The following is a 24,007-nucleotide window of genomic DNA, read 5'->3' on the forward strand; positions in this document are numbered from 1 at the left end:
TTTTTTAATACTTAATTTAAATTAGGTATTAGTTATTTGCGTTACGTTGGCGTAATACTTCAAACAAACAAATACCCGTAGCTACCGATACGTTTAAGCTTGAAACAGTACCCGCCATTGGGATTTTAACAAGCATATCGCAATGCTCACGCGTTAAGCGTCGCATGCCCTCGCCTTCTGCGCCCATAACAATAGCCATTGGGCCCGTTAAGCTTGCATCAAATACGTGGTTATCAGTTTCGCCAGCAGTGCCTACAACCCATACGCCTGCATCTTTAATTTCACGAAGCGTACGTGCAAGGTTAGTAACTTGAATAAGCGGTACTGTTTCGGCTGCGCCACAAGCAACTTTACGTGCTGTGCCGTTAAGCTTGGCAGAACGATCTTTAGGTACAATTATAGCGTGAACACCCGCTGCATCGGCACTACGCAAACATGCACCTAAGTTATGTGGATCGGTAATGCCATCAAGCACAAGTAAAAACGGTGTGTCTTCACGAGCGATGATCGCATCAAGATCTTTTTCATTAAACGTAGGCGCTGCTTTTACGTTAGCAATAATACCTTGATGCTGCTCACCTTTTGATTTGTTATCAAGGGCTTTGCGCTGCATAAACTGTACTGAAATACCAAATTTAAGTGCTTCATCAATAATCGGTGTTGAGCGTTTGTCATCGCGACCTTTAAGGGCGTAAATTTCTACAAAACGTTCTGGTTCGCTTGCTAAAATTGCTTCAACAGAGTGAAAGCCAAAAATTAATTCATTACTCACGTATTATCTGCTCCTGGGCTAGTACGTTTACGGGCATTTTTGCCTGCTCTTTTAGGCTTTTTAGCTGCCTTTTTTTCGGTTTTTTCTTTACTGCGGTGTCTGCTGCTTTTTTATTTGCAGGTTTACCTTTATCTTTATTTGCTGGCTTTTTTTACCTTTTGGTTTGTCATCGCTGTGCGATTTTTTACCCGGTACTTTGCCTGCTTTTAGTTGCGAGCGCACACTTGCTGATGCATGACCCGATTTTTCTGCGCCTTTTGGCGCACGACGGCGTGAGTATCGGTCTTGTGCAACATCGCCTTTAAGCGTTAAGTTTATACGGCGATCGTCTAAACTAACCGATGCAACCTTTACTGTTACTTTATCGCCAAGGCGGTATACAGTATTGGTGTGTTCGCCAATTAAGCAATGTTTTGCAGCATCGTGTGCAAAAAATTCGTCGCCTAAGTTAGTAACATGGATCAGTCCGTCAATTTGTAAATCGTCTAAACGAATAAACAAACCAAAATTAGTAACCGATGAAATAACACCGTTAAACTCAGTACCTACGTGATCTTGCATAAACTCACATTTAAGCCAATCGGCTACTTCGCGAGTTGCATCATCGGCGCGGCGCTCTGTTGTAGAACACTGCTCACCTAATTGATCTACTTCATCATCGGTATACGCATATTCGCCAGATGTTTGCTGGCCTTGTGCTTTTAATACAGCTTTAATAGCACGATGCACAACTAAATCTGGGTAACGACGAATTGGCGATGTAAAATGCGCATATGCCGATAATGCTAAACCAAAGTGACCAATGTTATCTGGCTGATATACGGCTTGTTTCATTGAGCGCAGTAGCATAGTTTGAATTAGTTCAGCTTCTGGGCGGTCACCTAATCGCGCTAACACTTGGGTTATTTCTTTTGGTGTTGGCTCATCGCTTAAAGTACTTTCTATACCTAACTCGCCTAAAAACTTAGTAAAGTTACTTAATTTTTCGCCGTCTGGTTCGTCGTGCACACGATAAAGTGCGCTTGCTTCGTACTTTTCGAGTAATTTAGCCGCCGAAACGTTGGCTAAAATCATGCACTCTTCTATGAGTTTGTGCGCGTCGTTACGAATAACTGGCACTATTGATTCTATTTTACGCTGAGCGTTAAATACAAAACGTGTTTCTAGGGTTTCAAACTCAATGGCACCACGCTCTTGGCGTGCTGCTTTAAGTGCTATGTACATTTGCTGTAAGTCAGTTAAATGCGGCACTACGGCTGAGTATTCTTCGCGTAGTTTTTCGTCGTTTTGTAAAATGGCATTTACTTTGGTGTAAGTTAAACGTGCATGCGAGTTCATTATCGCTTCGTAAAACTTATAGCCCGAAAGTTTACCCGCACTCGATACGGTTATTTCGGCAACCATACATAAGCGATCTACTTTTGGATTAAGCGAACATAATCCATTAGAAAGCACTTTTGGTAACATAGGAATTACTTGCTCAGGAAAATACACTGAGTTACCGCGCGTTATGGCTTCTTTGTTAAGCGGCGTGTTCATTCCTACATAATGCGATACGTCTGCAATTGCTACCCATAAACGCCAACCACCCGATTTTTTAGGTTCACAGTATACGGCGTCATCAAAGTCGCGAGCGTCTTCACCATCAATAGTTACAAGTGGTAAGTCACGTAAATCTACACGGCCTTGTTTGTCAGCTTCTTCAACAAATTCACCTAGGTGAGCAACTTGTGCTTCAACTTCTTCTGGCCATACATGTGGAATATCGTGATTGCGCAGTGCGACTTCAATTTCCATACCGGGGGCTAAATGCTCACCCAATACGTCAACAACTTTACCTACGGCATTCATATTACGGCTTGGATTTTGCGTGATTTTAACCTGCACCATTTGGTTATGGCGGGCACCGTTTTCATTGCATGGTAAAATCATTATATCTTGCGTTATGCGCGGATCTTCAGCGACCACAACGGCAACACCATGCTCTACAAAGTAACGGCCAACAATTGGCGCGCGCTCGTTAGTAAGCACTTTTATAATACGTGCATCGCATTTTGAGCCAGAGCCACGTTTAGTGCCCTTAGCCAGTACAATGTCGCCATGGAGCACCATATTCATTTGGTGCTTAGCAATAAACCAATCTTTACTCTCGCCTTCAACTTCTAAAAAGCCAAAACCGTCTCTGTGGCCTATTACTTTGCCTTTGGTTAAACCGGCTTCGTCAATTAGGGCATAGCATTTAAATTTATTAAAATACAGCTGTCCGTCACGCTCCATAGCGCGAAGTCGGCGTTTAAATGCTATTTGGCGTTCGTCATCATTTACTGCTAGTTCTTCACATAATTGCGCGTAGTTAGCAGGTTTTGAACGCTCTTGAAGGTGAGTAAGTATAAACTCACGACTAGGGACTGGGTTTTCGTACTTTTCTTGTTCTCGACTGAGATTTGGATCTTGGTTTGACATTCACTATCTTGTTAGTTGGTTATGTAGGTATTTTAACCCATATAGTTATAATGAGACAGGTAAAAGCGATTAAACTTTTAAGAAAGCACTTTTACCTTGCTGTTTATCTTGCTGTATAGTTTAAAAATCTAGCGAAATGGGGCTTAACGACCCCTTAACTTCGAAGTGTTTAGTCATATCGTAGCAATACTAAAACCCTTTCGCGCTAAATACTTATTTATAACCTGAGCTCTGGATAATAAATCTATCTCGAGCAGCTATTTTCAGCGCTAACAGCGTTGAATATACTTGCAATAGGCCAGCTATTGACGCGTAAATTCGCCTTGTTTTCACTGAAAAACTCTTGCTAAAGAAAATAAATTTAAATATCAACATGATTCAATACGTTAGTAAATCTCTTAACCAGAGTTCAGGCTATTTATACTATTTTTTTTGTAGGTTTTTCCAGAGCAGTTTACTTATATTATCGATGAAAATTGGGTCTTCTTCTTTCATTGTAAGTAAAATTTGTTTGTTCATTTGTGATTTATTTTGAGCGTAAATCCAGCGGTTTTTATTAAACTGCTGGGCAAACTCAAGTACACCCGCTTGTAGTTCGTCGTTATTTACAAACACAGCTTCAACCACTTTATTGTCTAGCAACTGCTGTGCACCAACACGCTCTCCTGACATAGCTAAACGATTGAAAAATGTTTGCGAAATAGCTTTATTAATTATAGGAAACATCGACGGTACAAACGGCACCATTACATCCACTTCAGGAAAGCAAAAAAAGCCTTTGTCTGACTTCATAAATCTAAAATCGCACGCACAGGCAAGTACAGAACCATTACCATAAGTATGCCCATTTAACGCTGCAATTATAGGCATAGGAAACGTGACTATACGTTTAAATAAGTCACTTATTTGAATCATAAAGTCAGAAATTGCTGCAGGTAAAATGCTTGGATCGGACATCCATTGGAGGTCAATACCCAGTGACCAATTTTTATCACTTGAAGACGTTAAAATAACAGACTTAATATTTTGATCGGCTTCAATGTGGTCAAGGTGTAAATTAAATTCAGTCAAAAACGTTGGATTGTGGCGGTTTTCAGCAGAATTCATAGTCAGTATAGCGGTGTTATTTTTAATTGTTAGTTCTATTAAATTAGCCATTAAAACCTCTTTTAGCGCTTTTTAAGCCAACTTTAAGCGCCGTTCGTTACTTTTATAAGTAACATAGTAATACTTTGCTTATAATTTATAAACCTACTATTTAAAGCCACCCTTTTTGTTTGGCTATACGTGCGGCATCTATTCGGTTAGTGGCATTTAATTTAGCAATGGCGTCCGATAGGTAATTACGCGTAGTCCCTTCGCTAATAAATAACTGCTTGGCTATGTCGCTTGTTTTAAGCCCGTCGCTTGCAAGTTTAAGCGCTTTACGCTCTTTATCGGTTAGTGGGTCAGCGTCATCTAACGCATTAATGGCAAGCTCTGGGTCAATGACTTTTTGCCCTTGCATCACTTTTTTAAGCGCGTTTATAAGCTCATCACTCGGGGCCTCTTTTAATATAAATCCTTTAACACCTGCGCTTAGCGAGCGCCTAATATACCCAGAGCGTGAAAACGTGGTCATGATCACCATTTTAATAGCGGGGAATTTAGCTGCTATTTTTTCGCAGAGCTCTATACCATTCATGGTTGGCATTTCTATATCGGTTAAAATTATATCTGGCAATGCATCTTCATTGAGCGCATTAATAGCGTTTAGTGCATCTTGCCCGTTACTTGCTTGCCCAATAATCTCAATATTAAAATCGAGCCCTAACAATGCTGCTACTGCGTCGCGCACAAGCGCCTGATCTTCCACTAAATATACTCTGATCATTGTAAATCCTTAGCTGTAATTGGTAGTGCTACATTTAAAGTAAAACGTTCGCCACAGGTAAACTTTACACTGCCTCCTAGTTGCTCTGCTCGCTCTGTTATACCGTTTAAGCCATTGCCTGCTTTAAGATTACTACAGGGAGCATAGTCTATCACTTCAATAAGTAACTGCTTGTTTCTTTGCTCAATGGTTATCTCGCAGTTTTTAGTTGAACTGTGGCGTAATAAGTTAGTAACTGATTCTTTAATTATTAAACTAGCAATACCCTCTACCTTGGCAGGAAGCACAGATAGCTCAACGTTAAACGTTACGTTAAAGTCTTGCTCTAGTAACCTTTGCTTTAACTGAGCAACTTGGTTTACTAAATTAAGCTCTTTTAAGTCACTTACGGCACTGCGCACATCGCTAAGTAGCTGCCTTGCAAGATCGGCCACTTGGGCTATTTCGTTATTGGCTTGCTTGTAGCGCTCGCCTTGATTTAGCTTACTAGCAAGCTCTGCCTTTAATGCAATAGATGACAGTGAGTGGCCTAAAATATCGTGAAGGTCGCGTGCTATGCGTTCACGCTCAGCAATAGCTGCTAGTTGCTCTAATTGATTTGCACTTTCTTGCTCGCGTTTTTTATGTTCGCGCTCTCTTTTTGCTGCAATCCCATAGCTAAATAAGGCGGCACTTAATATTAAGGCAACCGCTAAAAAGTACTGAAGCTTTCCCATATCGCTTAGGTACGAACTTGCAAAAAGCGCGACTATAATGGCTAATGCGGCGTAAAATCGCTGTTTTTGGTTATAACTATACCCTGCCACATAGGCAACAAAACCATATAAGGTAGGTGTGCCAGAGGTGAAAAAAGTGGCGCTAAAACAAATTGCGAGCAAAGCTATAAATAAGGTGGTTATTTTTGTGTTATCGCAGTTTATTGCCTTTATATACAAAATAATAAAAGCAATATAAAAAGCTAAACATAGGGTAATTTGGCTTGTTGTAAATCGGTCAAAATTAATAATTAATGGCAATAAATAAAAGCCTGTAAATATTAAATGGCCGTATTTCCAAAACGTTTTATCTGTTTGTTGAGAAAAGCTACTTAGCGAACTCATGCTAATACCTCAGGTATATTATTTTTATTTATAGCGCTATTTTTATTAATAAATATAGATAACATAAAAATGCTCATCAGCATAAAGTAATTAAGATAAGTAAGGGTAAAATTTAGCGCATCAAAAAACTCGCTAATAGCTAGGCTTAGTAAAATTAAAGAATTCATGGTTACCTCCATTTGAATACGATAACTATGCCAGCACCTAAAAATAATATGAGTGTGAAATGTCATTAACTTTTCTGACATTTGTCATGCATGAAAAAATTAATCTAAAGAATTTTTAACCAATGCTAATATGCTCAAAAAACATAGCAAGGAAACTAAATGCAAGCTCAGCAGCAAAGCCTACTTTACTTACACATTGCCGTATTACTTTTTGGCGGAACCGCCCTTTTTGCAAAACTAATTAATTTAAATGCCATAGATATTACCGTTTATAGAACAGCGGTAGCCGGTATGGCTATTTTGTTTATGCTGTATTTACAAAAAAAGCCGATTAAACTAAACAGACCGAAAGATTATTTAATCGTTTTGTTGCTAGGCGTAGCTGTAGGTATACATTGGGTAACTTACTTTGCAGGCATGCAAATGGCGGGCATTACTGTGGGTATGCTTGCATTTTTTAGCTATCCTGTAGTAACTGTTTTTTTAGAGCCGCTCTTTAATAAAAGTAAACCTAAAGCTAAAGATATACTCAGTGCAGCCGTTGTTGTATTGGGTATATATTTATTAGTTCCAAGCGCCAATTTAGGTGATGATGTAACGCTGGGAATAGCAATGGGAGTATTCTCGGGTCTATTTTTTGCGTTAAGAAACATTACTCACAAGCGCTATTTTAGCCAGTACAGTGGTCCGCAAACAATGTTTTATCAAACCTTAGTAGCGAGTATTATGTTATGTGCGTTTATTGAGGTCCCCATCTATGAGGTAAGTAATAAAGACCTGACTTTAATTTTGATTGCGGGCATTATTTTCACAGCAACACCTCATTCATTATTTGCAGCCAGTTTAAAGCATTTATCGGCAGCAACAGCTGGTTTAATTGCTTGTTTACAACCTCTATATGGCACATTACTAGCGATAATAATTATCCATGAGCGCCCTTCCTTAATGACAATTATAGGTGGCATATTAATTGTTAGTGCGGCTTGCTTTGAAACTTGGTCAATCACACAAAAGGCTCGACAATGAAAGTATTTGCACACAGAGGCGCAAGCGGGAATTTTCCTGAAAATACTAAAAGCGCTATTTTAGAAGCACTAAAAATAGGCGTGGATGGGATTGAAGTAGATATACAAAGCGCTATTGATGATTACATGGTAATACATGATTCATGGCTTGATAGAACCACCAATGGCACTGGTAAAGTTAATGAGTTTGACGCGACAACTATTGCTAAACTTGATGCCGGAAATGGTGAGCAAGTACCTACCCTGCAGCAGTTACTCGATTGGAATAACGATAAAACATTACTCAACTTAGAACTTAAACATGCTTTTGAACTTGAAAAGTTTGTTAGTCAGCTAGAGCAAAACATAAGTGCTGGAAAAATATCATGTGCTAATATTTTAGTGTCTTCGTTTGATCATCATCAACTACTGTGGCTTAAAAAACGTTTACCCTGGTTAAAAATAGGCGCATTAACGTCTTCCATCCCTATTAATTACGCAAAGTTTGCACAAGATTTAAATGCGTTTAGTGTGCATGTGGATAAGAACTTCATTAATAAAGCATTTGCAGATGACGCTAAACAACGAGGGCTTGAAATTTACGCCTATACTGTGGATAAAACACAAGATATAGCACTTATGCGTGAGTACGGTATAGACGGGATTTTTACTAACTACCCCATGCAATCTAAAGCATATTTGCTATCGTTAAGTAATAAATAGAGTCGCTTATACCTTGCTAAAGCCTGAGTGAAAGCGTTCAAACATAGGTTTAAGCAAGATGAGTGGCTTAATGAAAATTTATAATTACATTGAACAAACTTTCTTTTTTACTTTAACGTCGTAAAATTGTTGGTAACTTAAGTTTTGTATTTTTGTTTCTAGGCTATTACTTTATTTTGGTCTGCATGGCAGCCTAAGTGAGCAACAAAACCTAGGCCTTTTTTGGCTATTAACATTGGTTATTGTCGCAGGCTTTGCGTTTACGCTTTTTTATATGCGTTTTTTAATTGTGCGCCCTGTAAAAGCAATGTGCGATACGCTTATTAAAATTAACCAACAAGATGCCAATTTAAACGCTAAACTCCCGCACTTTTCATACGACGAATTTAAAACATTAAGTACCCAATATAATCATTTCACCAGCCATTTAGGCGAGCTACTTAACACAACTTACACCAGCGCTGAGGCCAGCTCACAAAGTAATAATGCTGTTACAGAGTCGATGAAAAGTACTGAAAACTCAAGCGAGCAGCAAATTCAATTAAGCTACACTATTATTGACGCCAGTAACCAAATAACGCAAAGTTTGCAAGATATTGTGAGCAATACCGACAGTGTCCACACCGTAAATAATGAGCACTTAGCCTTTGTTAAGCTCTCGGCTCAAGAGCTCAGCAAACTAGTTGAGCAAGTACAATTAATTACAGATATGCTGGGCAGTTTTGCACGCACTGTTGGTGGCTTAAAAGAAAACAGTGAAAATATTCGTAGTATTTTAAAAATGGTTGAAGAGTTTTCGGATCAAACCAACTTACTTGCACTAAATGCAGCAATAGAAGCCGCAAGAGCCGGAGAGGCAGGTCGAGGCTTTGCGGTAGTTGCCGATGAGGTACGCACTCTTTCAATTAAAGTAAGCGGAGCAACCCGCCAAATCAGTGATTTTATAAATCAAATGAACGACTTGGTAAGTGAAACAAATAAAGAGTCAGAGCAACTTATTGAACACTCTAAAAATGCACAAAGCTCAATTTGTGCAACCTCGGATGGATTTAGCAAAATGCTAGACGAATTTGAGAGTAATCAACAGCAATTACAACAAATTGCCAACGCAGTGCATTTACTTGAAGATACGCAAAATCAAACTCATCAATCGGTAGAGCAAATTGTTGAACTAGGCGAGCAGGCTAAACAGCAAATAGATACAGCTCTTGCCGATAGTCAATTATCACAAAAATTAAGCTTACAAACTCAGCAGCAATTAAAGCGTTTTGTACTTTAGTTGCTTTGAGTCTTTGTGTGTTTAACGCAGTTTGCGTTTGAACGAATATTGGTGCGTAATCCTCAACACAGCCTTATAAATATGCTAAATTACAGGGCGACTATTTAACGTGTGTGAATGTGTGTGAGCAATCCAACCCCTGACTATCCAAAATTAGCCCAGCAAATAAAAAACTGGGGGCAAGAGCTTGGCTTTAGCGAAGTGGGTATTACTGATATTGATTTAAGCAAGCATGAAGTTCAACTACAACGTTGGCTTGATGCAGGCTACCACGGCTCAATGGATTATATGGCGGCGCACGGTATGAAACGCGCTCGCCCAGCAGAGTTAGTGCCTGGCACCCAACGTGTTGTATCAGTAAAAATGAACTACCTCCCGCCCGATGCAGGTTTTGCAAAAACACTAAAAAATAAAGAAAAAGCGTATATTAGCCGCTACGCCTTAGGGCGCGATTACCATAAATTAATGCGTAATAGGTTAAAAAAACTAGGCCAAAAAATAGAACAAGAAATTGGCGAGTATGGCTTTAGGCCTTTTGTTGATTCAGCTCCTGTGCTTGAGCGTCAACTCGCTGAAAAAGCAGGGCTAGGTTGGCGTGGGAAACATTCTTTATTAATTAATCAAGAAGCCGGTTCGTGGTTTTTTTAGGCGAACTATTTGTTGATTTACCTCTCCCAATAGACGCAGAAAACACATTTGAAGGCTGTGGTAAATGCGTTGCCTGTATTACCCTTTGCCCAACAGGTGCAATTTTAGAGCCTTATGTTGTTGATGCGCGTAAATGTATATCTTACTTAACAATAGAGCACCAAGGTTCTATTCCTGAGCAATACAGAGCTTTACTAGGTAATCGAGTTTATGGCTGTGATGACTGCCAATTAGTATGTCCATGGAATCGTTACGGGCAAATAACCGACGAGCAAGATTTTCATCCACGAACCCAATTAAAAGATAAAGATTTACTTGAGCTATTTGCATGGGATGAAGCTACATTTTTAAAAAATACAGAAGGCAGCCCTATTCGACGAATTGGTCATGAACGTTGGTTGCGTAATTTAGCTGTAGGGTTAGGTAATGCACAATTTAGCCCTGCTATTATATATGCCTTAGAAAATAAAAGCAGTGAGTGTAGCGAGCTTGTTTTAGAACATATTCAATGGGCACTCGCTCAGCAAAATGATAAGCAACGAGTTAAGCTTCGTAAAACACAGAGGTTAATTAGAATCATAGAGAAAGGCTTACCCAGAGACGCATAGTGCGTTTGTGTAAGCCTTTAGAATACATTATTGAGCTTAGTTCTTTAGAAGCAGCGATAAGTTTTGCTCTATTTCTATAAAGGCTGCTTTTACTTGTTTAACAGATTCCTCTCTTGCTACTGAATTTTGGATCGTTTCATCTACTTTTTTATAAATAAACACCTCCTGATCTTCATCTAACCCCATTGAAGGGATCCGCTCTTCCAACTCTTCTTGTAACCGCTTAAATACTTTTTCGTTATTTTGACGGTTCTCATTTAACAAGCTAATTAACCCATGAAACTTACTATGCACAGTGCTTGCCACTTTATTAAGTTTTGTCTGTTGTAATTCAAGCATTTTTTTGGTCATTATTGCGCGCAACTGTTGCTCGGTAACACTGACAATAAAACACACATGATCGCGTATACGCCCATGCTTGTCAGGGTCGTGATCTGGCATATTTAAAATAAGTAAACTGATCAATTCATAATTAACTAAAATTCGATGCGAAAATTCATGTAAGCGCCCCTTATTTTTAAGCATTTCAAATAGCTCAATAACAATAGGTGAACACACGCCATTTAACGCAAAATGGCTAACTTTATCATTTGTTCTAAACTCCACATTACTTTGTAAATCGAAAGATTGTAAGCAATCTATTAGCGCTTTACCTAACTCTTCAGGATCGTTTATAAAGCCTATATGTTCAACGTAATTAACTATTTGCCCCATTTCGCTGCTGTTAGCCATTGCATTAAACGCAGTCGAGGTCGCGTCTTCAACTTGTTTTTCAAGATTTTGTTTTTCAATAAGTACTTGATTTAAGTTTTTAAGCTTTGATTTTAATTCATCATGACCAAAAGGTTTTACAATGTAGTCCTCTGCGCCAACTGAGTAGCCCTCCATACGCTCTTCAACTGTGCCTCGAGCCGACACAAACATAACAATAATGTGTGCTGTATTTGGGTTGGCTTTAAGTTCTTTACATACTTCATAGCCGTTCATTTGTGGCATGCTTACATCAAGTAATATTACTTGAGGCATATAGTCTTCAACCATGCTTAAACATTCGGGTCCACTCGTTGCTAACTGTAATTCAAAATTAAGATCTTCTAAAATCTCTTCAATAATTTCAAGGTTAAAAGGTTCGTCATCAACGGCAAGTATTTTAGTTAAAGCCATAATTTTTCATCCATTTCAATTATTAAACGTTACTTGGCATGCCATTAAGTAACTAGTGTGTGTGTTTTGTTGCTTTCTCTTCGGCCAAATGTTCATCTAGATTTATTTCTAGTGGTATTTTTATACAGATAGTTGCACCACCTGTTTTGTTGTTAAGTGCAGTGATCTGCCCTTGATGTAAAGATACAAACTCTCGGCACAGTGCAAGGCCCAGCCCTGTACCACCCGCCCCACTATTTGTTTTACTGCTTTGCACAAACTTAGTAAAAATATCTTCTAACTCATTTTCTGGTATACCTACACCATTATCAATAACCTCTATCGTGGCAAATGTGCTACTTGACTCTAAACTCACCTTTATTTTACTTCTAGGCTCACTAAATTTAAGTGCGTTACCTAACACGTTTCGTAAAATTTGATTAATTTGTTCCTCATCACACTGGGCAATTACGGGAAGAAGCTGTGCTGAAAATATTATTTCAACGTCTTTTTCCATTGCCGTTCCTGACACGTCATCAATGCTTGTTTTAATAATATTAGCTAAGTTATATGGTCGAGGGTTAAATGGAAACTTGCCCACATTTAACTTAGATAAGTCGAGCAGGTTATTAAGTAACGACAGTAAACGCTCGCCACTACTCTCTATACGGGACAAGTATTTAATGAGTTTTTCTTTTGCAAAATCACCCGTTGCTAATTTACTTAAACCAAACCGTGAAAAGCTTAAAATTGAATGCATGGGTGTACGAAGCTCATGAGACATATTAGCTAAAAACTCAGATTTACTTAAGTTTGCAGCTTCAGCTACATTTTTAGCGTGCTCAAGTTGTGAGGTACGCGCTCTTACTTGCTCTTCCAGAAGATCTTTAGCCTCAAGCAGTAAATCTTCTTTTTGCTTGAGGTGAGTTACATTTTTAAATATAACAGCCAAGGCTATTTCGCCATGATGATCTATTTCGTTAAAAGAGCCCACTAACGGTACATAACCACCGGCAATTTTGGATAAACGCAAATCGCAGCTAAACTGGCGATTATTATTTAATGTCGAAATTTTATCTTTAATGCCTAGAGTAGAATCATCATCTAAAAAGTTAAATACTGATTTTCCTTCAAGTTCGTTAAACGGTAAATTAAATAGTTTTAGACAGGCATCATTAGCTTCTATTACTCTACCGCATTTCTCAAATAACATGATGGCATCTGGTGTATGTTTATAAATAACCTGAAGTAAGCTGTCTTTTTCAATCAGTGCATCAACCGTATTTTGCAACCTTTCGACAAGTTCTGCATTGTGGCGTTTTAGTAATTCGGTTTGCCATAATTTATGTACAGATTGAAGTAACAAACTGTCGTTTAGTGGTTTAATTAATACATCTTCAACACCTTTACGAATAGCATCAATCATCGATACCTGATCAGGACGAGAAGTAAATAACAAACAACGGCATTGCGATTGAGTAGACTTTAAATTAGAAAAAATATCTAAGCCTGTCCCATCACCCAAAATAAAGTTGCTAATTAAAATATCAATTTTTTTATTTTTGCTGACTGCTAAAGCTTCTGCCGAATTGCTCGCCGTATGTGTTTTTATGTGAGCACCAACTAGGCTACTTTTCATTTTTTCGAGACGTTCGGGGATATCATCAACCAGCAAAATAGTGGGCAATTTCAAAATATGATTGGAGCCCAGTTCTAATAAGCTCTCTAAAAGAGAAGTGATCTCTTTGTTAGAAAAAAAAGGATAGATAACCGTTGCATTGGGTGCAATATGATTTAGTTCACTAAACGCAGTTAACTGCTCACCACTTTCTGCTTTTGGAGCAAGTAGCAAAAAGCGTTCTTGTGCTACTTGCTCCAAAAGTGGCTTTAAAGAATCAACCGGTATGCCATGGGCAACAACAACTAAGTCGTATTTGCCTATATTGATATACATATCGAGCATACTGAAATGTATTAATTCGACTTCACATCCTATTAATTCTAAAAGCACCTTTACCCGCATTGCGATAACACTGCTACTATCAATAATTAATATTTCTCGAATCATCAATTAACACTTCAAATTAATAAACTTAATATACTAACAGCGTAGTCTATTTTTATTTAATTGGCACAAAACCTTGCACTTAAATTGTAAAAAAACATTACAAAATTTGTAATGTGATGTACTAAAGGTGCTTTCCAAAAATAGTGAGGCTATATGCCTTATCATCCATTATGGCAACGTGCGGTAGTTCGCCCCATATATCAAAATCAAAATGCTTAAACAATTTAATACTAGGTAAGTTATGACTAAAAATAAAGCCGAGTAATACTTTAATATTTAGTTGCTTAGCTTGTGTTTGGGCAAATATCATTAATTTTTTACCAAGCCCTTTACCTTGTGCTTTACTGGTAATGTAAATGCTCATTTCTACTGTGCCGTCGTAAGCTGGGCGACCATAGAACGATTTATAACTAACCCAAGCAAGTACTTGGTTATTTTCGCAATAAACGTAAATAGGCCTTTTATCGTTGTGGCTATTAAACCAGTCCCGTTTTTCTTCAACGGTTACTTCCTCGGTATCTGCAGTTACCATTCTTCCTGCAATGGTTTCATTATAAATGGCTACAATTTTACTAAGATCATCAATAGTTGCTAAACGGGTTGTCATAGGTAATTAGAAGGTTGATCAATTTGTTCCATATTAGCGTATGATTATCCAATGAAACAATCAAAAAGTTTAGGCCATGAAATGCTAAAAAAAATTATAATAGGATTAACTGCTTTTCTTATTAATGCACCTATCCAAGCTCAAACATCACCAACAATTATTCAGGACTCTATTGGAGGCTGCCAAGACTTTACCAATGTAGATATGCGAAAGCTTCGATCAAAAGACGCTATTAATTTGTGTCAATTTAAAAACAAACCTTTATTAATAGTCAATACGGCAAGCAATTGTGGCTTCACCCCCCCAATTTAAAGGGCTTGAAGCACTGCATCAACAATACAAAGATCAAGGTTTAGTCATATTGGGTTTTCCTTCAGATGATTTTTTTCAAGAAGAAGATAATGAAAAAGAAACAGCAAAAGTTTGTTTTATTAATTATGGCGTAACTTTTCCTATGTTTGCCACCAGCAAAGTTCGTGGTAGCGAAGCAAATCCAATTTTTAAATATTTGAACGAACAAACTAGCTCTCCTAACTGGAACTTTTACAAATATTTAGTGTCTGCTGACCGTGAGACAGTTTTACGGTTTAACAGCAAAGTATTACCAAACTCAGAACAACTAGTTGCAGCAATTGAAACTGCGCTTTCTAATAAATAGGTTTATACTGGTACAATTATTTGAAACTAACTAGAATGACATTTTAATTCGGTTAAAAAAACCACACTATATTCAGGAGATTTTATGACAGTTGCAAGCGCACGACACATACTTGTAGACAGTGAAGCACAATGCTTAGACTTAAAAACAAAAATTGAACAGGGTGAAGATTTTGCTGAATTAGCAAAAAACCATTCCAACTGCCCTTCAGGTCAGGATGGTGGTGCTCTTGGTGAATTTGGCCCTGGAATGATGGTTCCAGAGTTTGATAAAGTTGTATTTTCTGCGCCAATTAACCAAGTACAAGGCCCTGTACAAACACAATTTGGTTATCATTTACTTGAAGTTACTAGTCGTTCAGAATAAATTTAACTGAACTGTAAATAACATTTAATAAAAGCCGCTTATGCGGCTTTTTTATGGAGTAATTATGCAATTAATTGGGTCTGTACCTTCACCTTACGTGCGTCGAATTAGAATTTGGGCACAACAAAACAACTGCAAACTAGAGCTTGTAAGTTTAGATATATTTTCTGAGCAAGATCGCCCTACTATGGCCAGTAAAAATCCAGCTCGAAAAATCCCAATCCTGGTAGATGGCGACTTAACACTTAGCGACTCTAATTCTATATTGCGTTATTTACTTGAAAAAACAGGTCAACCCAAACTAACGTGGCCTCAAGAGCACTTACTGACGACTATAAATGCCTGTAACGACTCGCTAGTAGAAATGGTGTTGTGTAGGCGTTCTGGATTTGACACCAAAAGCGATAAATTATTTTTTAACCTGCAAAACGAACGTATTGAACAAACATTAAGCTTTTTAAATACCCATTTAAGCGATGAAGAATTTAAAAGCTGTGAATACCTCAACATCAGTTTATACTGCCTACTTGATTGGATTTGCTTTCGTGAATTAGCTGACTTTAGTCAGCATTCAGCGCTTGTTGCTTTTCATAAGCAACACAGCGAACGCCAAGCAGCAATAGATACTAATCCTCGTCACTAATTTAAAAGGATAAACACATGAGCGATATCGAAATTGAATCACAACTAGTTAACTTCGTAGAAAAAGTACGTGTTAGCGAAGTAATTTGGGCACTTGGTGCAGAAGATAATGGCTTTGTAGTGTGCGATTCTAACCAATTTGACGAAACTGACGTACTACTTCTTTGGGAAAGTGAAGCAGCAGCTAAAGCACAGTGTAAAGAAGAGTGGAAAGATTACAGCCCAGTAGAAATTAACCTTGATGAATTTTTAGATGCATGGGTTGAAGACTTAAATGAAGATAACGCACTTGTTGGTATCAATTGGAATGATGACCAAGTATGTGTAGAGATTGAACCTACAGGTTTAGCTCGCGCATTGAGCGAATAAGACTTTATACGCCTGCGTTAAAAGCGGTTAAAACCCGACTAGCATCTACTGCTAGTTGGGTATAAAATAAAACACATCATTATTTTCAAGGTATTACGTTGAAAACCCATCTTGGTCGCCGCCCTTTTTCAGCCATGGAACTGCACACTCTTTATAGTGGATATATATACGGTGATTTTAAAGTTGCGCGTGAGCAACCAAAGCATTGGCATTTTTGGCTTCCCTTAATTGCCTATTATAGTGGTGCCTACAGTGATGAAATTGGTTACTTAACACTTGACGATTTATCTCTTGAAAAAAACGTTTTATGTTTTAATTTTCATACCCACGGTAAAATAAAACCTCGTTTAGTACCTGTACATCAAGCACTTATAAATGCTGGATTTAATGAGTATATAGCGTTCATAAAATCGAAAGAACAACACCGATTAATGTTCGACTTACCCGCTAAAACGGGTAGGTACAGTGAAAAAGTGCGTATTTGGTTTTCAGGTGAAGGTGAGCGAGCCGGTTATCTGCAAAAATGTGATATACCAAACATTGACCAACTCGGTATGAAAACAGCAATAAGTAGTTTACGCCTCAACTTTGAGCAACAAGTCCGTATCTATGCCCTGCAAGCCAACTCTAAAGATGCATTTAATTATTTAATGGGATTTAATGAGTATCAACCCGATACATTTAACGATCCCCTATTATTAAATAGCGTTATTCAACAAATACGTATTATAAACTCTCAGCTAAGCTGGCAGCGATTTATAGCACGCGAAAGTCACTGACAAACTTTGTTACCATTTACCTTCAAAGCCATGGGCATAATCAATTACTCCATTTAAAAAAGCTGGTACGATAAGCTGTACCCAATCTATTTGGGAAATTTCTAACAACAACAATCTAGGGATCACTATGTTTCTTAAAAGCCTCTTAACAGTGAGCGTTGCTTTGGCAATGGGTGCTGCAAACGCTAACGAATTCGTTATTGAAAAACTCGCAAAACCAAGTTCACAACAGGTGTCGTTAACACTCGACCCGAGCCAAGATACATTCACAGGGATGACTGAGATTTCCCTAGAAGTACTAAAGCCAACAAAATACATTGAGTTAAATGGCGTAGCTTACGCTGTTAAAATGGCGCAACTGCTTGGCGAAGAAAACTGTGATTTAAACAATGAAATGCTTAAAACGGGTAAAGTAAAATTTAGCTGTGATGAGCAAATTCAACCGGGTAAATACACACTTAAAGTTGATTTTTCAGCGCCATACAACCGTCAAAGCGTTGGTTTATACAAAACATTAGACCAAGGCACACCTTACTTATTTACTCAATTTGAAATGAGTGATGCACGCCGTGCATTTCCTGTTTTTGACGAACCAAGTTACAAAATTCCATTTCAGTTAACGATCACTGCGCCTACATCACAAAAAGTATATTCAAATACGCCAGAACTAAAAACAACAGTTAATGGCGATATGACCACGCACTTTTTTGATAAAACACCGCCAATCCCTTCATACCTAGTAGCGATGGCTGTTGGCCCATTTGAAGAATTAGAAATTAAAGGCATGCCAATTCCTGGTCGTGTAATTACGCCACAAGGTAAAATTCACTTAGCCCAATACGCAAAAGAAAACATGCCAAAAGTACTGAGCGCACTTGAAGCGTATTTTGGTATTCCTTACGTTTACAAAAAATTAGACTCAGTAGCGGTACCAGAGTTTCCATTTGGCGCAATGGAAAACTCAGGCTTAGTGACCTACAGAGAAGATATTTTATTGGTTGATTTAGCTGCCGCAACACGCAGTAAAAAACAACGTAATGTATCAATTATTGCTCACGAACTTGCTCACCAATGGTACGGTAACTTAGTAACCATGAAATGGTGGAACGACTTATGGTTAAACGAAGCATTTGCTAGCTGGATGGCTGCAAAAATTACTAAGCAGCTTAACCCTGAGTTTGAATCGCACTTAGACCTGCCACAAAACAACGTAATGGCACTCGATGCACGCTTGAGTACTAAACCTATACGTAAGCCAATTAAAACCGAAGCTGACATCATGGACGGTTTAGGTCTTGCTTACAGTAAAGGGAGCTCTGTCCTCGCTATGGTTGAAAACTGGATTGGCGAAGATGCATTTCAAAAAGGGATTCAAAGCTACTTAAAAGAGTTTTCTTATAAAAATGCTGAAGCAGCTGATTTATGGGAGGCACTTGGTAAAGCATCAAACAAAGACGTAGCGAGTGTTTTAAAATCGTTTATCGAACAGTCTTCTTTCCCACTAGTTAAAGTAACTCAACAAGGTAGCAAAGTAACTATTTCACAAAGCCGCTTTGTAAACGCAGGCGTTGATGCGCCAGAGCAGTTATGGAATGTGCCGGTTGCAATTAAATATGGTGCTGGCGATAAAGTAAAAACAGCTAATGTACTGCTTAATAAACAAAGCCAAACGCTAGACTTAGACTTTGAACCAGAGTGGATTTATCCTGACCAAGGTGCGCTAGGCTACTATCGCTGGGTAATGGATGATGCACAATTTAGCGCACTTGTTAAAAAGGCGCCAAGTGTACTGAGTGACCGTGAGCGCTTAGCGCTATTATCGGCCACTGACGCGCTTCTTGATGCTGGTGTTATATCTGCTGCTAAATTAATGCAAACACTTGAAGTGTTCGTAAGTGATAGCCACCCTCGCGTAGCAAATACCGCACTAGGTTACTTAGTATCGCAACAACGTACTTTTAAAGACGATAGCAATAAAGACCTATGGCCTGAATTTATTCGTAATGCAGTAACGCCTGCAGCTAAGAAATATGGTTTAGAAGCTAAAGCGGGAGAAGACGGAGCTATTGCACAACTTCGTGCGGCCGTTGTATCACGCTTAGGTTTTGATGGTGAAGATCAAAACGTCATTAATAAAGCCAAAGAACAAACACAAGTATATCTAAAAGATCCACAAAAAGTAGATCCTTACTTAGCGGGTACGTACTTAACTCTTGCTGCTTTTCATGGTGACAAAGCGCTACTTGATCAATTCATGACAACGTTTAAAACCACAAAAGATCCACAAGTACGCACTAACATGCTTGCTGCAATGGGCTTTTTTTGGTAAACCTGAGTTACAAAAAGCGGTATTAGCTTATAGCTTAACGGATGAAGTAACGGCATCTGACATGCGTACTATTTTGTCAGGTCAAAGTTATACAGATGAGCGCCAAGCGTTATTTATTGACTGGGTTTACAGTAACTACGATAAAGTAACAGCAAGCTTACCGCCTTTCTTTATTCCTAACTTGCCGTACTTTACAACGGCAAGTTGTAATGCAGAAAGCTTAGCTAAAACAAAGACCTTTTTTAATGAAAAAGTAGCCGATGTAGCCGGTTACGCCCGTACATTAAGTAAGCTTGAAGAAAGCACAAACGATTGTATTGCGCTTAAAACACGTGAACTTGAATCGGTTAATAGCTTCTTAAAAAGTAAGTAACTCTTAGGATTATTAAGCTATAAAAACACAAAAGCCGCTGAATATAAATTCAGCGGCTTTTTACTTTTTATATAAAATTAGTTGCCAATAATCATAGTTAGCTTGGCTATAAAATCTTTGGCTGCTTGCTCAGAATTTATTTTAAACGCAACACCGTAGTGAATAGGTTGGGCGCTTTTAAAAATGCGCGTAGGAAAGCGTGTCATCTCGCTGCTATGAAAGTACCCTTGCGCACGCGTTACGCCATCAATATCACTAAAGTCATCGCTAAACACTTCAAATGCTGGGCGAATGACTATTTTACCCTTACCGCTTTCGCTGTGGGTGTAAAATGCTTCTTTAGAGTTTACTAACATGTACTCTGCAATATTTTTAATCTTAAAATTACTTCTGCACTGTAATTTAATGAGCTGCTCTGTTAGCTCGTCTGCACTATAAGCCACGTGTAATCCCTATTAGTTAAATTTGCGCATTAGATTAACGCATACACACAATAAAATCTGAATTTATTTGTCTGCTTTACTTTGTTATATCACATACAAAAGCGAGCTTTTCATTGTTGTAGCTCATTCTTGTTATATTTGTTTCGCAGTAAGTGCTTAAGTTAAGCCATTGCGACACTTCGTCACTTCCATCTAGTTTACGTTTATAAACACGGTTTTTAATTGCGTAAGCAATAGTCGCATCATCCTTCAAAATAAAATCTTGAACTTGAGCAGGTAACCTTAGCAGATCTTCAGCTTGTTTATCTTGTGGATTAAAACTAGCTAAAATGTGTTGCTCGTTTTTAGTGTAACTAAATAAAAATGTAGCTGTAGAGTGATTATAAATAAGTGTTCGGCCAATATTACTGGCCGCTATTTTTCCCTTCGCTTCTTCAATAGATGTATATTGAAGAGTATGAGGCTTTCCTACAATAAACATCACTAAATCACTTTGAACGCCCCAAGCATGGTAGCCAACAGGTTCAATCCAATCAAAAATACGACTTGGCGCATCTTCGCTTTTGAGTGGGTATTGCCACAGTTTTTGCTTACCATCTACCTCTACAACAATCGCTGATATCGCATCACCACTTGGCATAACCGTTGGTGAATATTCGCTTACGGGAGAGTTGGTTATATTGGTAACTTTTTTTGATGTTAAATCGTAATGAGCAATATCAGTTTGGCTTTGCTCATCAGCAATAACCTCATGCGTAAAGTATAAACCTGTACTTGTTAAGTGCGGTTGGTTGTTATAACTATTTTTATCACTCACTATACTAACTTGTACCCCATAAGGCGTATTTAAATCAGCAAGTAATATTTGGCTTTTTGGCATATTAGCTTGCGTCACAGCCGGGCTAAACGCGACTATAGAAATTAAGCCATGTAATGGTTTAATAAGTTTCATGCTTTCTCTCGTTTTAATTTTAAGCACCTCATGATAACGTTATTTACTGATGACGTCACTTGAGCTAAATCAAACAACTCTTTAGATACCCAAACGACTTAAAATAGTGTTAAGTTTAGTCTGGTTATAAAACCTGGTCCTAAAAAAGAGAATTAACATGTCAGCTAAAAATCCTATTATTGCAATAACGGGTTCGTCTGGTGCAGGTACAACCACCACAACTAATGCAATTAAACATATTTTCCGTAGCCTAAATATTCAAGCGGCTTTTATCGAAGGAGATAGCTTTCATCGTTATACTCGCCCTGAAATGGATAAAAAAGTACGTGAAGCACAACAAGAAGGTAAGCATATTAGTTACTTTGGCCGAGAAGCCAATGACTTTGGCGCACTAGAGTCACTATTTAGTAACTATGGTGAAACAGGCCAAGGTAAATTGCGTCGTTACTTACATACCTTTGATGAAGCTGTACCTTACAATCAACTTCCAGGAACATTTACACCTTGGCAAGATCTTGATCTCAATACCGATATTTTATTCTATGAAGGCTTACATGGTGGTGTAGTAGATCAAGATGTCGACGTTGCAAAGCATGTCGATTTACTCATAGGCATGGTGCCTATTATTAACCTTGAGTGGATCCAAAAGCTGATACGCGATACCTCAGAGCGCGGACATTCACGCGAAGCAGTTATGGGCTCAATTGTGCGTAGTATGGACGATTACATAAACCATATAACTCCGCAGTTTTCACGCACTCATATTAATTTTCAGCGTGTACCTACAGTTGATACCTCAAACCCATTTAGCGCAAAAGATATCCCATCGCTTGATGAAAGCTTTGTTGTTATTCGCTTTAGAGGAATTGAAGATGTTGATTTTCCTTATTACTTACGCATGATTGAAGGCAGCTTTATGTCGCGAATAAACACTTTGGTTGTACCTGGCGGTAAAATGGGTTTAGCAATGGAGCTTGTACTTACGCCATTGATTAAAGATATTATTTTGAAAAAGCGTGCACTGGAAAACCTAACCCCACTTGATTTACCTATTTGATTAGGGCGTGCTGATATTTGTGGATTGAAATTTGTTCAATCCAAGGAAGGTTAAATCGCGGCGCGAGATTTGTAACCTAGTGGGCCGAGTAAAAAAGAGTTAATAGTCACTAGAAAGAACCCTTTGGGCAGTGCATGTTTGGTATTTATACTGCGTTATCGCCTATTCATGGGGAGCACCACACTACATAGACTCCGCCTTGCCTAAAAACCAAACAGCCTGCTGAAAATTCAACCACCAAGGACCAACATCCCTACCGACTCTTTTTTGTTAAAGCTAACTCACGTACACTGCTTATTTTGCTAAAAGTGAGATCAGCATGTCGCTACCATTAAAAATTATTGTCGGTTCTAAAAACCCTGTAAAAATAAATGCCGCTAAACATATTTTTGCTGTGTATTTTCCAGAACATATTATTGATTGTGAAGGTGTAAATGCTCCCTCTAACGTACCTGATCAACCCATTGGCGAAGATGAAACACGTATTGGCGCGCAAAATCGTGTTAATTACTGCAAAGAACACTACCAAGCTCACTATTACGTAGCAATGGAAGGCGGTGCAGAGCAATTTAGCTATGGTGCAGCAACCTTTGCTTACGTAGTTATTGATGATGCCTTAAATCAAGTTGTAGGACGTAGTAGCAACCTTCCTCTACCCCAAGTACTTTATAATTCATTACTTAAAGGTGAAGAACTTGGCGATGTAATGGACAAAGCATTTAATACCACCAATATTAAGCAAAAAGGTGGCGCAATTGGTCTACTTACAAACAATCATGCCACGCGCGAAAGTACTTACACACAAGCACTCACTTTAGCTATGGCACCTTTTTTTCACTCTGAGCTATACAGCAAAAAAAATTAATTTAGGAAGTTTAATGAAATACAACTATGTATTGTTTGACGCAGACGAAACCTTATTTAGGTTTGATATTTTAGCGGGCATGACTCGCATGTTTAAAGCTTACAACGTCGATTTTAGCCAAGACGATTACATTCATTATCAAAAAACCAATAAGCAACTATGGGTTGATTATCAAAATGGCACTATTAGCGCAGATTACTTACAAGTAACACGCTTTAATGAGTGGGCTTCAAAACTAAATGTGCCAGCAAAAGAGCTAAACGATGCTTTTTTAGATTCTATGGCACAAATTTGCGAGCCATTACCTGGGGCTATTGAGCTTTTAAACAAACTTAAACCAAATGCTAAGTTAGGTATTATCACTAATGGTTTTGCGCGATTACAAACCGTACGCCTTGAGCACACTGGCTTAAAAGATATGTTTGAATGGTTAGTCATATCTGAACTTGTAGGTATAGCAAAACCTAATAAGGCGATTTTTGAACACACATTTAAGCTAATGGGTAACCCAGATAAAAGCCAGATACTTATGGTGGGAGATACTGCTGCAAGTGACATACTTGGCGGCAACAATACCGGTATTGATACTTGCTGGTTACAGCACCCTGGTGAGCAATTACCAGAAGGCATTAAGCCAACGTATACAATTAATCATTTACATCAATTACAAGAAATATTAGGACTATAGCGGCTTTAAGAACTGAGTTAATTATGCCAAA

At 38.3% G+C, this 24,007-nt stretch carries 19 protein-coding genes and 5 pseudogenes; 13 read left to right on the plus strand and 11 right to left on the minus strand.

Annotation, left to right across the window (positions count from 1 at the left end; all coding sequences use genetic code 11):
• Positions 1 to 28 precede the first annotated feature (28 nt).
• From rlmB to P20652_RS20470, 6 genes and pseudogenes are all read right to left on the minus strand, one after another.
• Complete coding sequence (rlmB, locus tag P20652_RS11220) at positions 29 to 772, minus strand: 23S rRNA (guanosine(2251)-2'-O)-methyltransferase RlmB (protein WP_008167943.1); 744 nt, start codon at positions 770 to 772, stop codon at positions 29 to 31.
• A pseudogene (gene rnr / locus P20652_RS11215) lies at positions 769 to 3,235 on the minus strand (ribonuclease R). The gene rlmB and the pseudogene rnr overlap by 4 nt, the downstream one beginning before the upstream one ends.
• Positions 3,236 to 3,658: 423 nt before the next feature.
• Positions 3,659 to 4,393 (minus strand): enoyl-CoA hydratase/isomerase family protein, encoded by a 735-nt coding sequence (locus P20652_RS11210; protein WP_008167947.1) that lies wholly within the window; start codon positions 4,391 to 4,393, stop codon positions 3,659 to 3,661.
• Positions 4,394 to 4,493: 100 nt separating this feature from the next.
• Positions 4,494 to 5,108 (minus strand): DNA-binding response regulator, encoded by a 615-nt coding sequence (locus P20652_RS11205; protein WP_008167948.1) that lies wholly within the window; start codon positions 5,106 to 5,108, stop codon positions 4,494 to 4,496.
• Entirely contained in the window at positions 5,105 to 6,208 is a 1,104-nt protein-coding gene (locus P20652_RS11200) for a sensor histidine kinase (protein WP_008167949.1), read from the minus strand. The genes P20652_RS11205 and P20652_RS11200 overlap by 4 nt, the downstream gene beginning before the upstream one ends.
• Positions 6,205 to 6,375, minus strand: coding sequence for a hypothetical protein (locus P20652_RS20470; RefSeq protein ID WP_008167950.1), 171 nt, complete (start codon positions 6,373 to 6,375; stop codon positions 6,205 to 6,207). Before P20652_RS20470 ends, P20652_RS11200 begins: the two co-directional genes overlap by 4 nt.
• A 159-nt stretch (positions 6,376 to 6,534) precedes the next feature.
• On the opposite strand from P20652_RS20470, the gene P20652_RS11195 reads away from it, so the two are divergent.
• From P20652_RS11195 to queG, 4 genes and pseudogenes are all read left to right on the plus strand, one after another.
• Positions 6,535 to 7,401, plus strand: coding sequence for a DMT family transporter (locus P20652_RS11195; RefSeq protein ID WP_008167951.1), 867 nt, complete (start codon positions 6,535 to 6,537; stop codon positions 7,399 to 7,401).
• Positions 7,398 to 8,102, plus strand: coding sequence for a glycerophosphodiester phosphodiesterase family protein (locus tag P20652_RS11190; RefSeq protein ID WP_008167952.1), 705 nt, complete (start codon positions 7,398 to 7,400; stop codon positions 8,100 to 8,102). The genes P20652_RS11195 and P20652_RS11190 overlap by 4 nt, the downstream gene beginning before the upstream one ends.
• A 58-nt stretch (positions 8,103 to 8,160) precedes the next feature.
• A pseudogene (locus tag P20652_RS11185) lies at positions 8,161 to 9,381 on the plus strand (methyl-accepting chemotaxis protein).
• Between the two features lie 117 nt (positions 9,382 to 9,498).
• A pseudogene (queG, locus tag P20652_RS20205) lies at positions 9,499 to 10,637 on the plus strand (tRNA epoxyqueuosine(34) reductase QueG).
• Between the two features lie 36 nt (positions 10,638 to 10,673).
• On the opposite strand, the gene P20652_RS11180 reads toward queG, so the two are convergent.
• From P20652_RS11180 to P20652_RS11170, 3 genes are all read right to left on the minus strand, one after another.
• Positions 10,674 to 11,801 carry a PleD family two-component system response regulator gene (locus tag P20652_RS11180; RefSeq protein WP_008167958.1) on the minus strand — a complete coding sequence of 376 codons (1,128 nt, stop codon included), beginning with the start codon at positions 11,799 to 11,801 and terminating at the stop codon, positions 10,674 to 10,676.
• Between the two features lie 52 nt (positions 11,802 to 11,853).
• Positions 11,854 to 13,848, minus strand: coding sequence for an ATP-binding protein (locus P20652_RS11175; protein ID WP_033017352.1), 1,995 nt, complete (start codon positions 13,846 to 13,848; stop codon positions 11,854 to 11,856).
• A 121-nt stretch (positions 13,849 to 13,969) separates the two neighbouring features.
• Positions 13,970 to 14,455 (minus strand): GNAT family N-acetyltransferase, encoded by a 486-nt coding sequence (locus tag P20652_RS11170; RefSeq protein WP_008167963.1) that lies wholly within the window; start codon positions 14,453 to 14,455, stop codon positions 13,970 to 13,972.
• A gap of 81 nt (positions 14,456 to 14,536) precedes the next feature.
• On the opposite strand from P20652_RS11170, the pseudogene P20652_RS17905 reads away from it, so the two are divergent.
• The 6 genes and pseudogenes from P20652_RS17905 to P20652_RS11145 all read left to right on the plus strand — a co-directional run bounded on the left by P20652_RS17905 (position 14,537) and on the right by P20652_RS11145 (position 19,971).
• Positions 14,537 to 15,113: pseudogene (locus tag P20652_RS17905) on the plus strand (glutathione peroxidase).
• Positions 15,114 to 15,197: 84 nt separating this feature from the next.
• On the plus strand, positions 15,198 to 15,479 hold the full coding sequence (locus P20652_RS11165) for a peptidylprolyl isomerase (protein ID WP_007376961.1): 282 nt from the start codon (positions 15,198 to 15,200) through the stop codon (positions 15,477 to 15,479).
• Positions 15,480 to 15,543: 64 nt separating this feature from the next.
• Entirely contained in the window at positions 15,544 to 16,122 is a 579-nt protein-coding gene (locus tag P20652_RS11160) for a glutathione S-transferase family protein (RefSeq protein ID WP_008167968.1), read from the plus strand.
• A gap of 17 nt (positions 16,123 to 16,139) precedes the next feature.
• Positions 16,140 to 16,490, plus strand: coding sequence for a DUF2750 domain-containing protein (locus tag P20652_RS11155; RefSeq protein ID WP_008167970.1), 351 nt, complete (start codon positions 16,140 to 16,142; stop codon positions 16,488 to 16,490).
• A 98-nt stretch (positions 16,491 to 16,588) separates the two neighbouring features.
• Positions 16,589 to 17,269, plus strand: a complete 681-nt coding sequence (locus tag P20652_RS11150) for a hypothetical protein (protein ID WP_008167972.1) — start codon at positions 16,589 to 16,591, stop codon at positions 17,267 to 17,269.
• A 127-nt stretch (positions 17,270 to 17,396) separates the two neighbouring features.
• Positions 17,397 to 19,971: pseudogene (locus P20652_RS11145) on the plus strand (M1 family metallopeptidase).
• 77 nt (positions 19,972 to 20,048) lie between these two features.
• Here the strand turns inward: P20652_RS11145 and P20652_RS11140 are convergent.
• Together P20652_RS11140 and P20652_RS11135 are read right to left on the minus strand one after the other, a co-directional pair.
• Complete coding sequence (locus tag P20652_RS11140) at positions 20,049 to 20,414, minus strand: hypothetical protein (RefSeq protein WP_007579906.1); 366 nt, start codon at positions 20,412 to 20,414, stop codon at positions 20,049 to 20,051.
• Between the two features lie 76 nt (positions 20,415 to 20,490).
• Positions 20,491 to 21,366 carry a hypothetical protein gene (locus P20652_RS11135; protein WP_008167981.1) on the minus strand — a complete coding sequence of 292 codons (876 nt, stop codon included), beginning with the start codon at positions 21,364 to 21,366 and terminating at the stop codon, positions 20,491 to 20,493.
• Positions 21,367 to 21,523: 157 nt separating this feature from the next.
• On the opposite strand from P20652_RS11135, the gene P20652_RS11130 reads away from it, so the two are divergent.
• From P20652_RS11130 to yjjG, 3 genes are all read left to right on the plus strand, one after another.
• A complete protein-coding gene (locus P20652_RS11130; RefSeq protein ID WP_008167983.1) occupies positions 21,524 to 22,423 on the plus strand; it encodes a phosphoribulokinase in 900 nt (299 codons plus the stop codon).
• 319 nt (positions 22,424 to 22,742) lie between these two features.
• Positions 22,743 to 23,288 carry an inosine/xanthosine triphosphatase gene (gene yjjX, locus P20652_RS11125; RefSeq protein WP_008167985.1) on the plus strand — a complete coding sequence of 182 codons (546 nt, stop codon included), beginning with the start codon at positions 22,743 to 22,745 and terminating at the stop codon, positions 23,286 to 23,288.
• Positions 23,289 to 23,301: 13 nt separating this feature from the next.
• Positions 23,302 to 23,976 carry a pyrimidine 5'-nucleotidase gene (yjjG, locus tag P20652_RS11120; protein ID WP_008167986.1) on the plus strand — a complete coding sequence of 225 codons (675 nt, stop codon included), beginning with the start codon at positions 23,302 to 23,304 and terminating at the stop codon, positions 23,974 to 23,976.
• The last annotated feature ends 31 nt before the right edge of the window (positions 23,977 to 24,007 follow it).

The organism is Pseudoalteromonas sp. BSi20652, assembly GCF_000239855.1.
Lineage (GTDB): Bacteria > Pseudomonadota > Gammaproteobacteria > Enterobacterales > Alteromonadaceae > Pseudoalteromonas.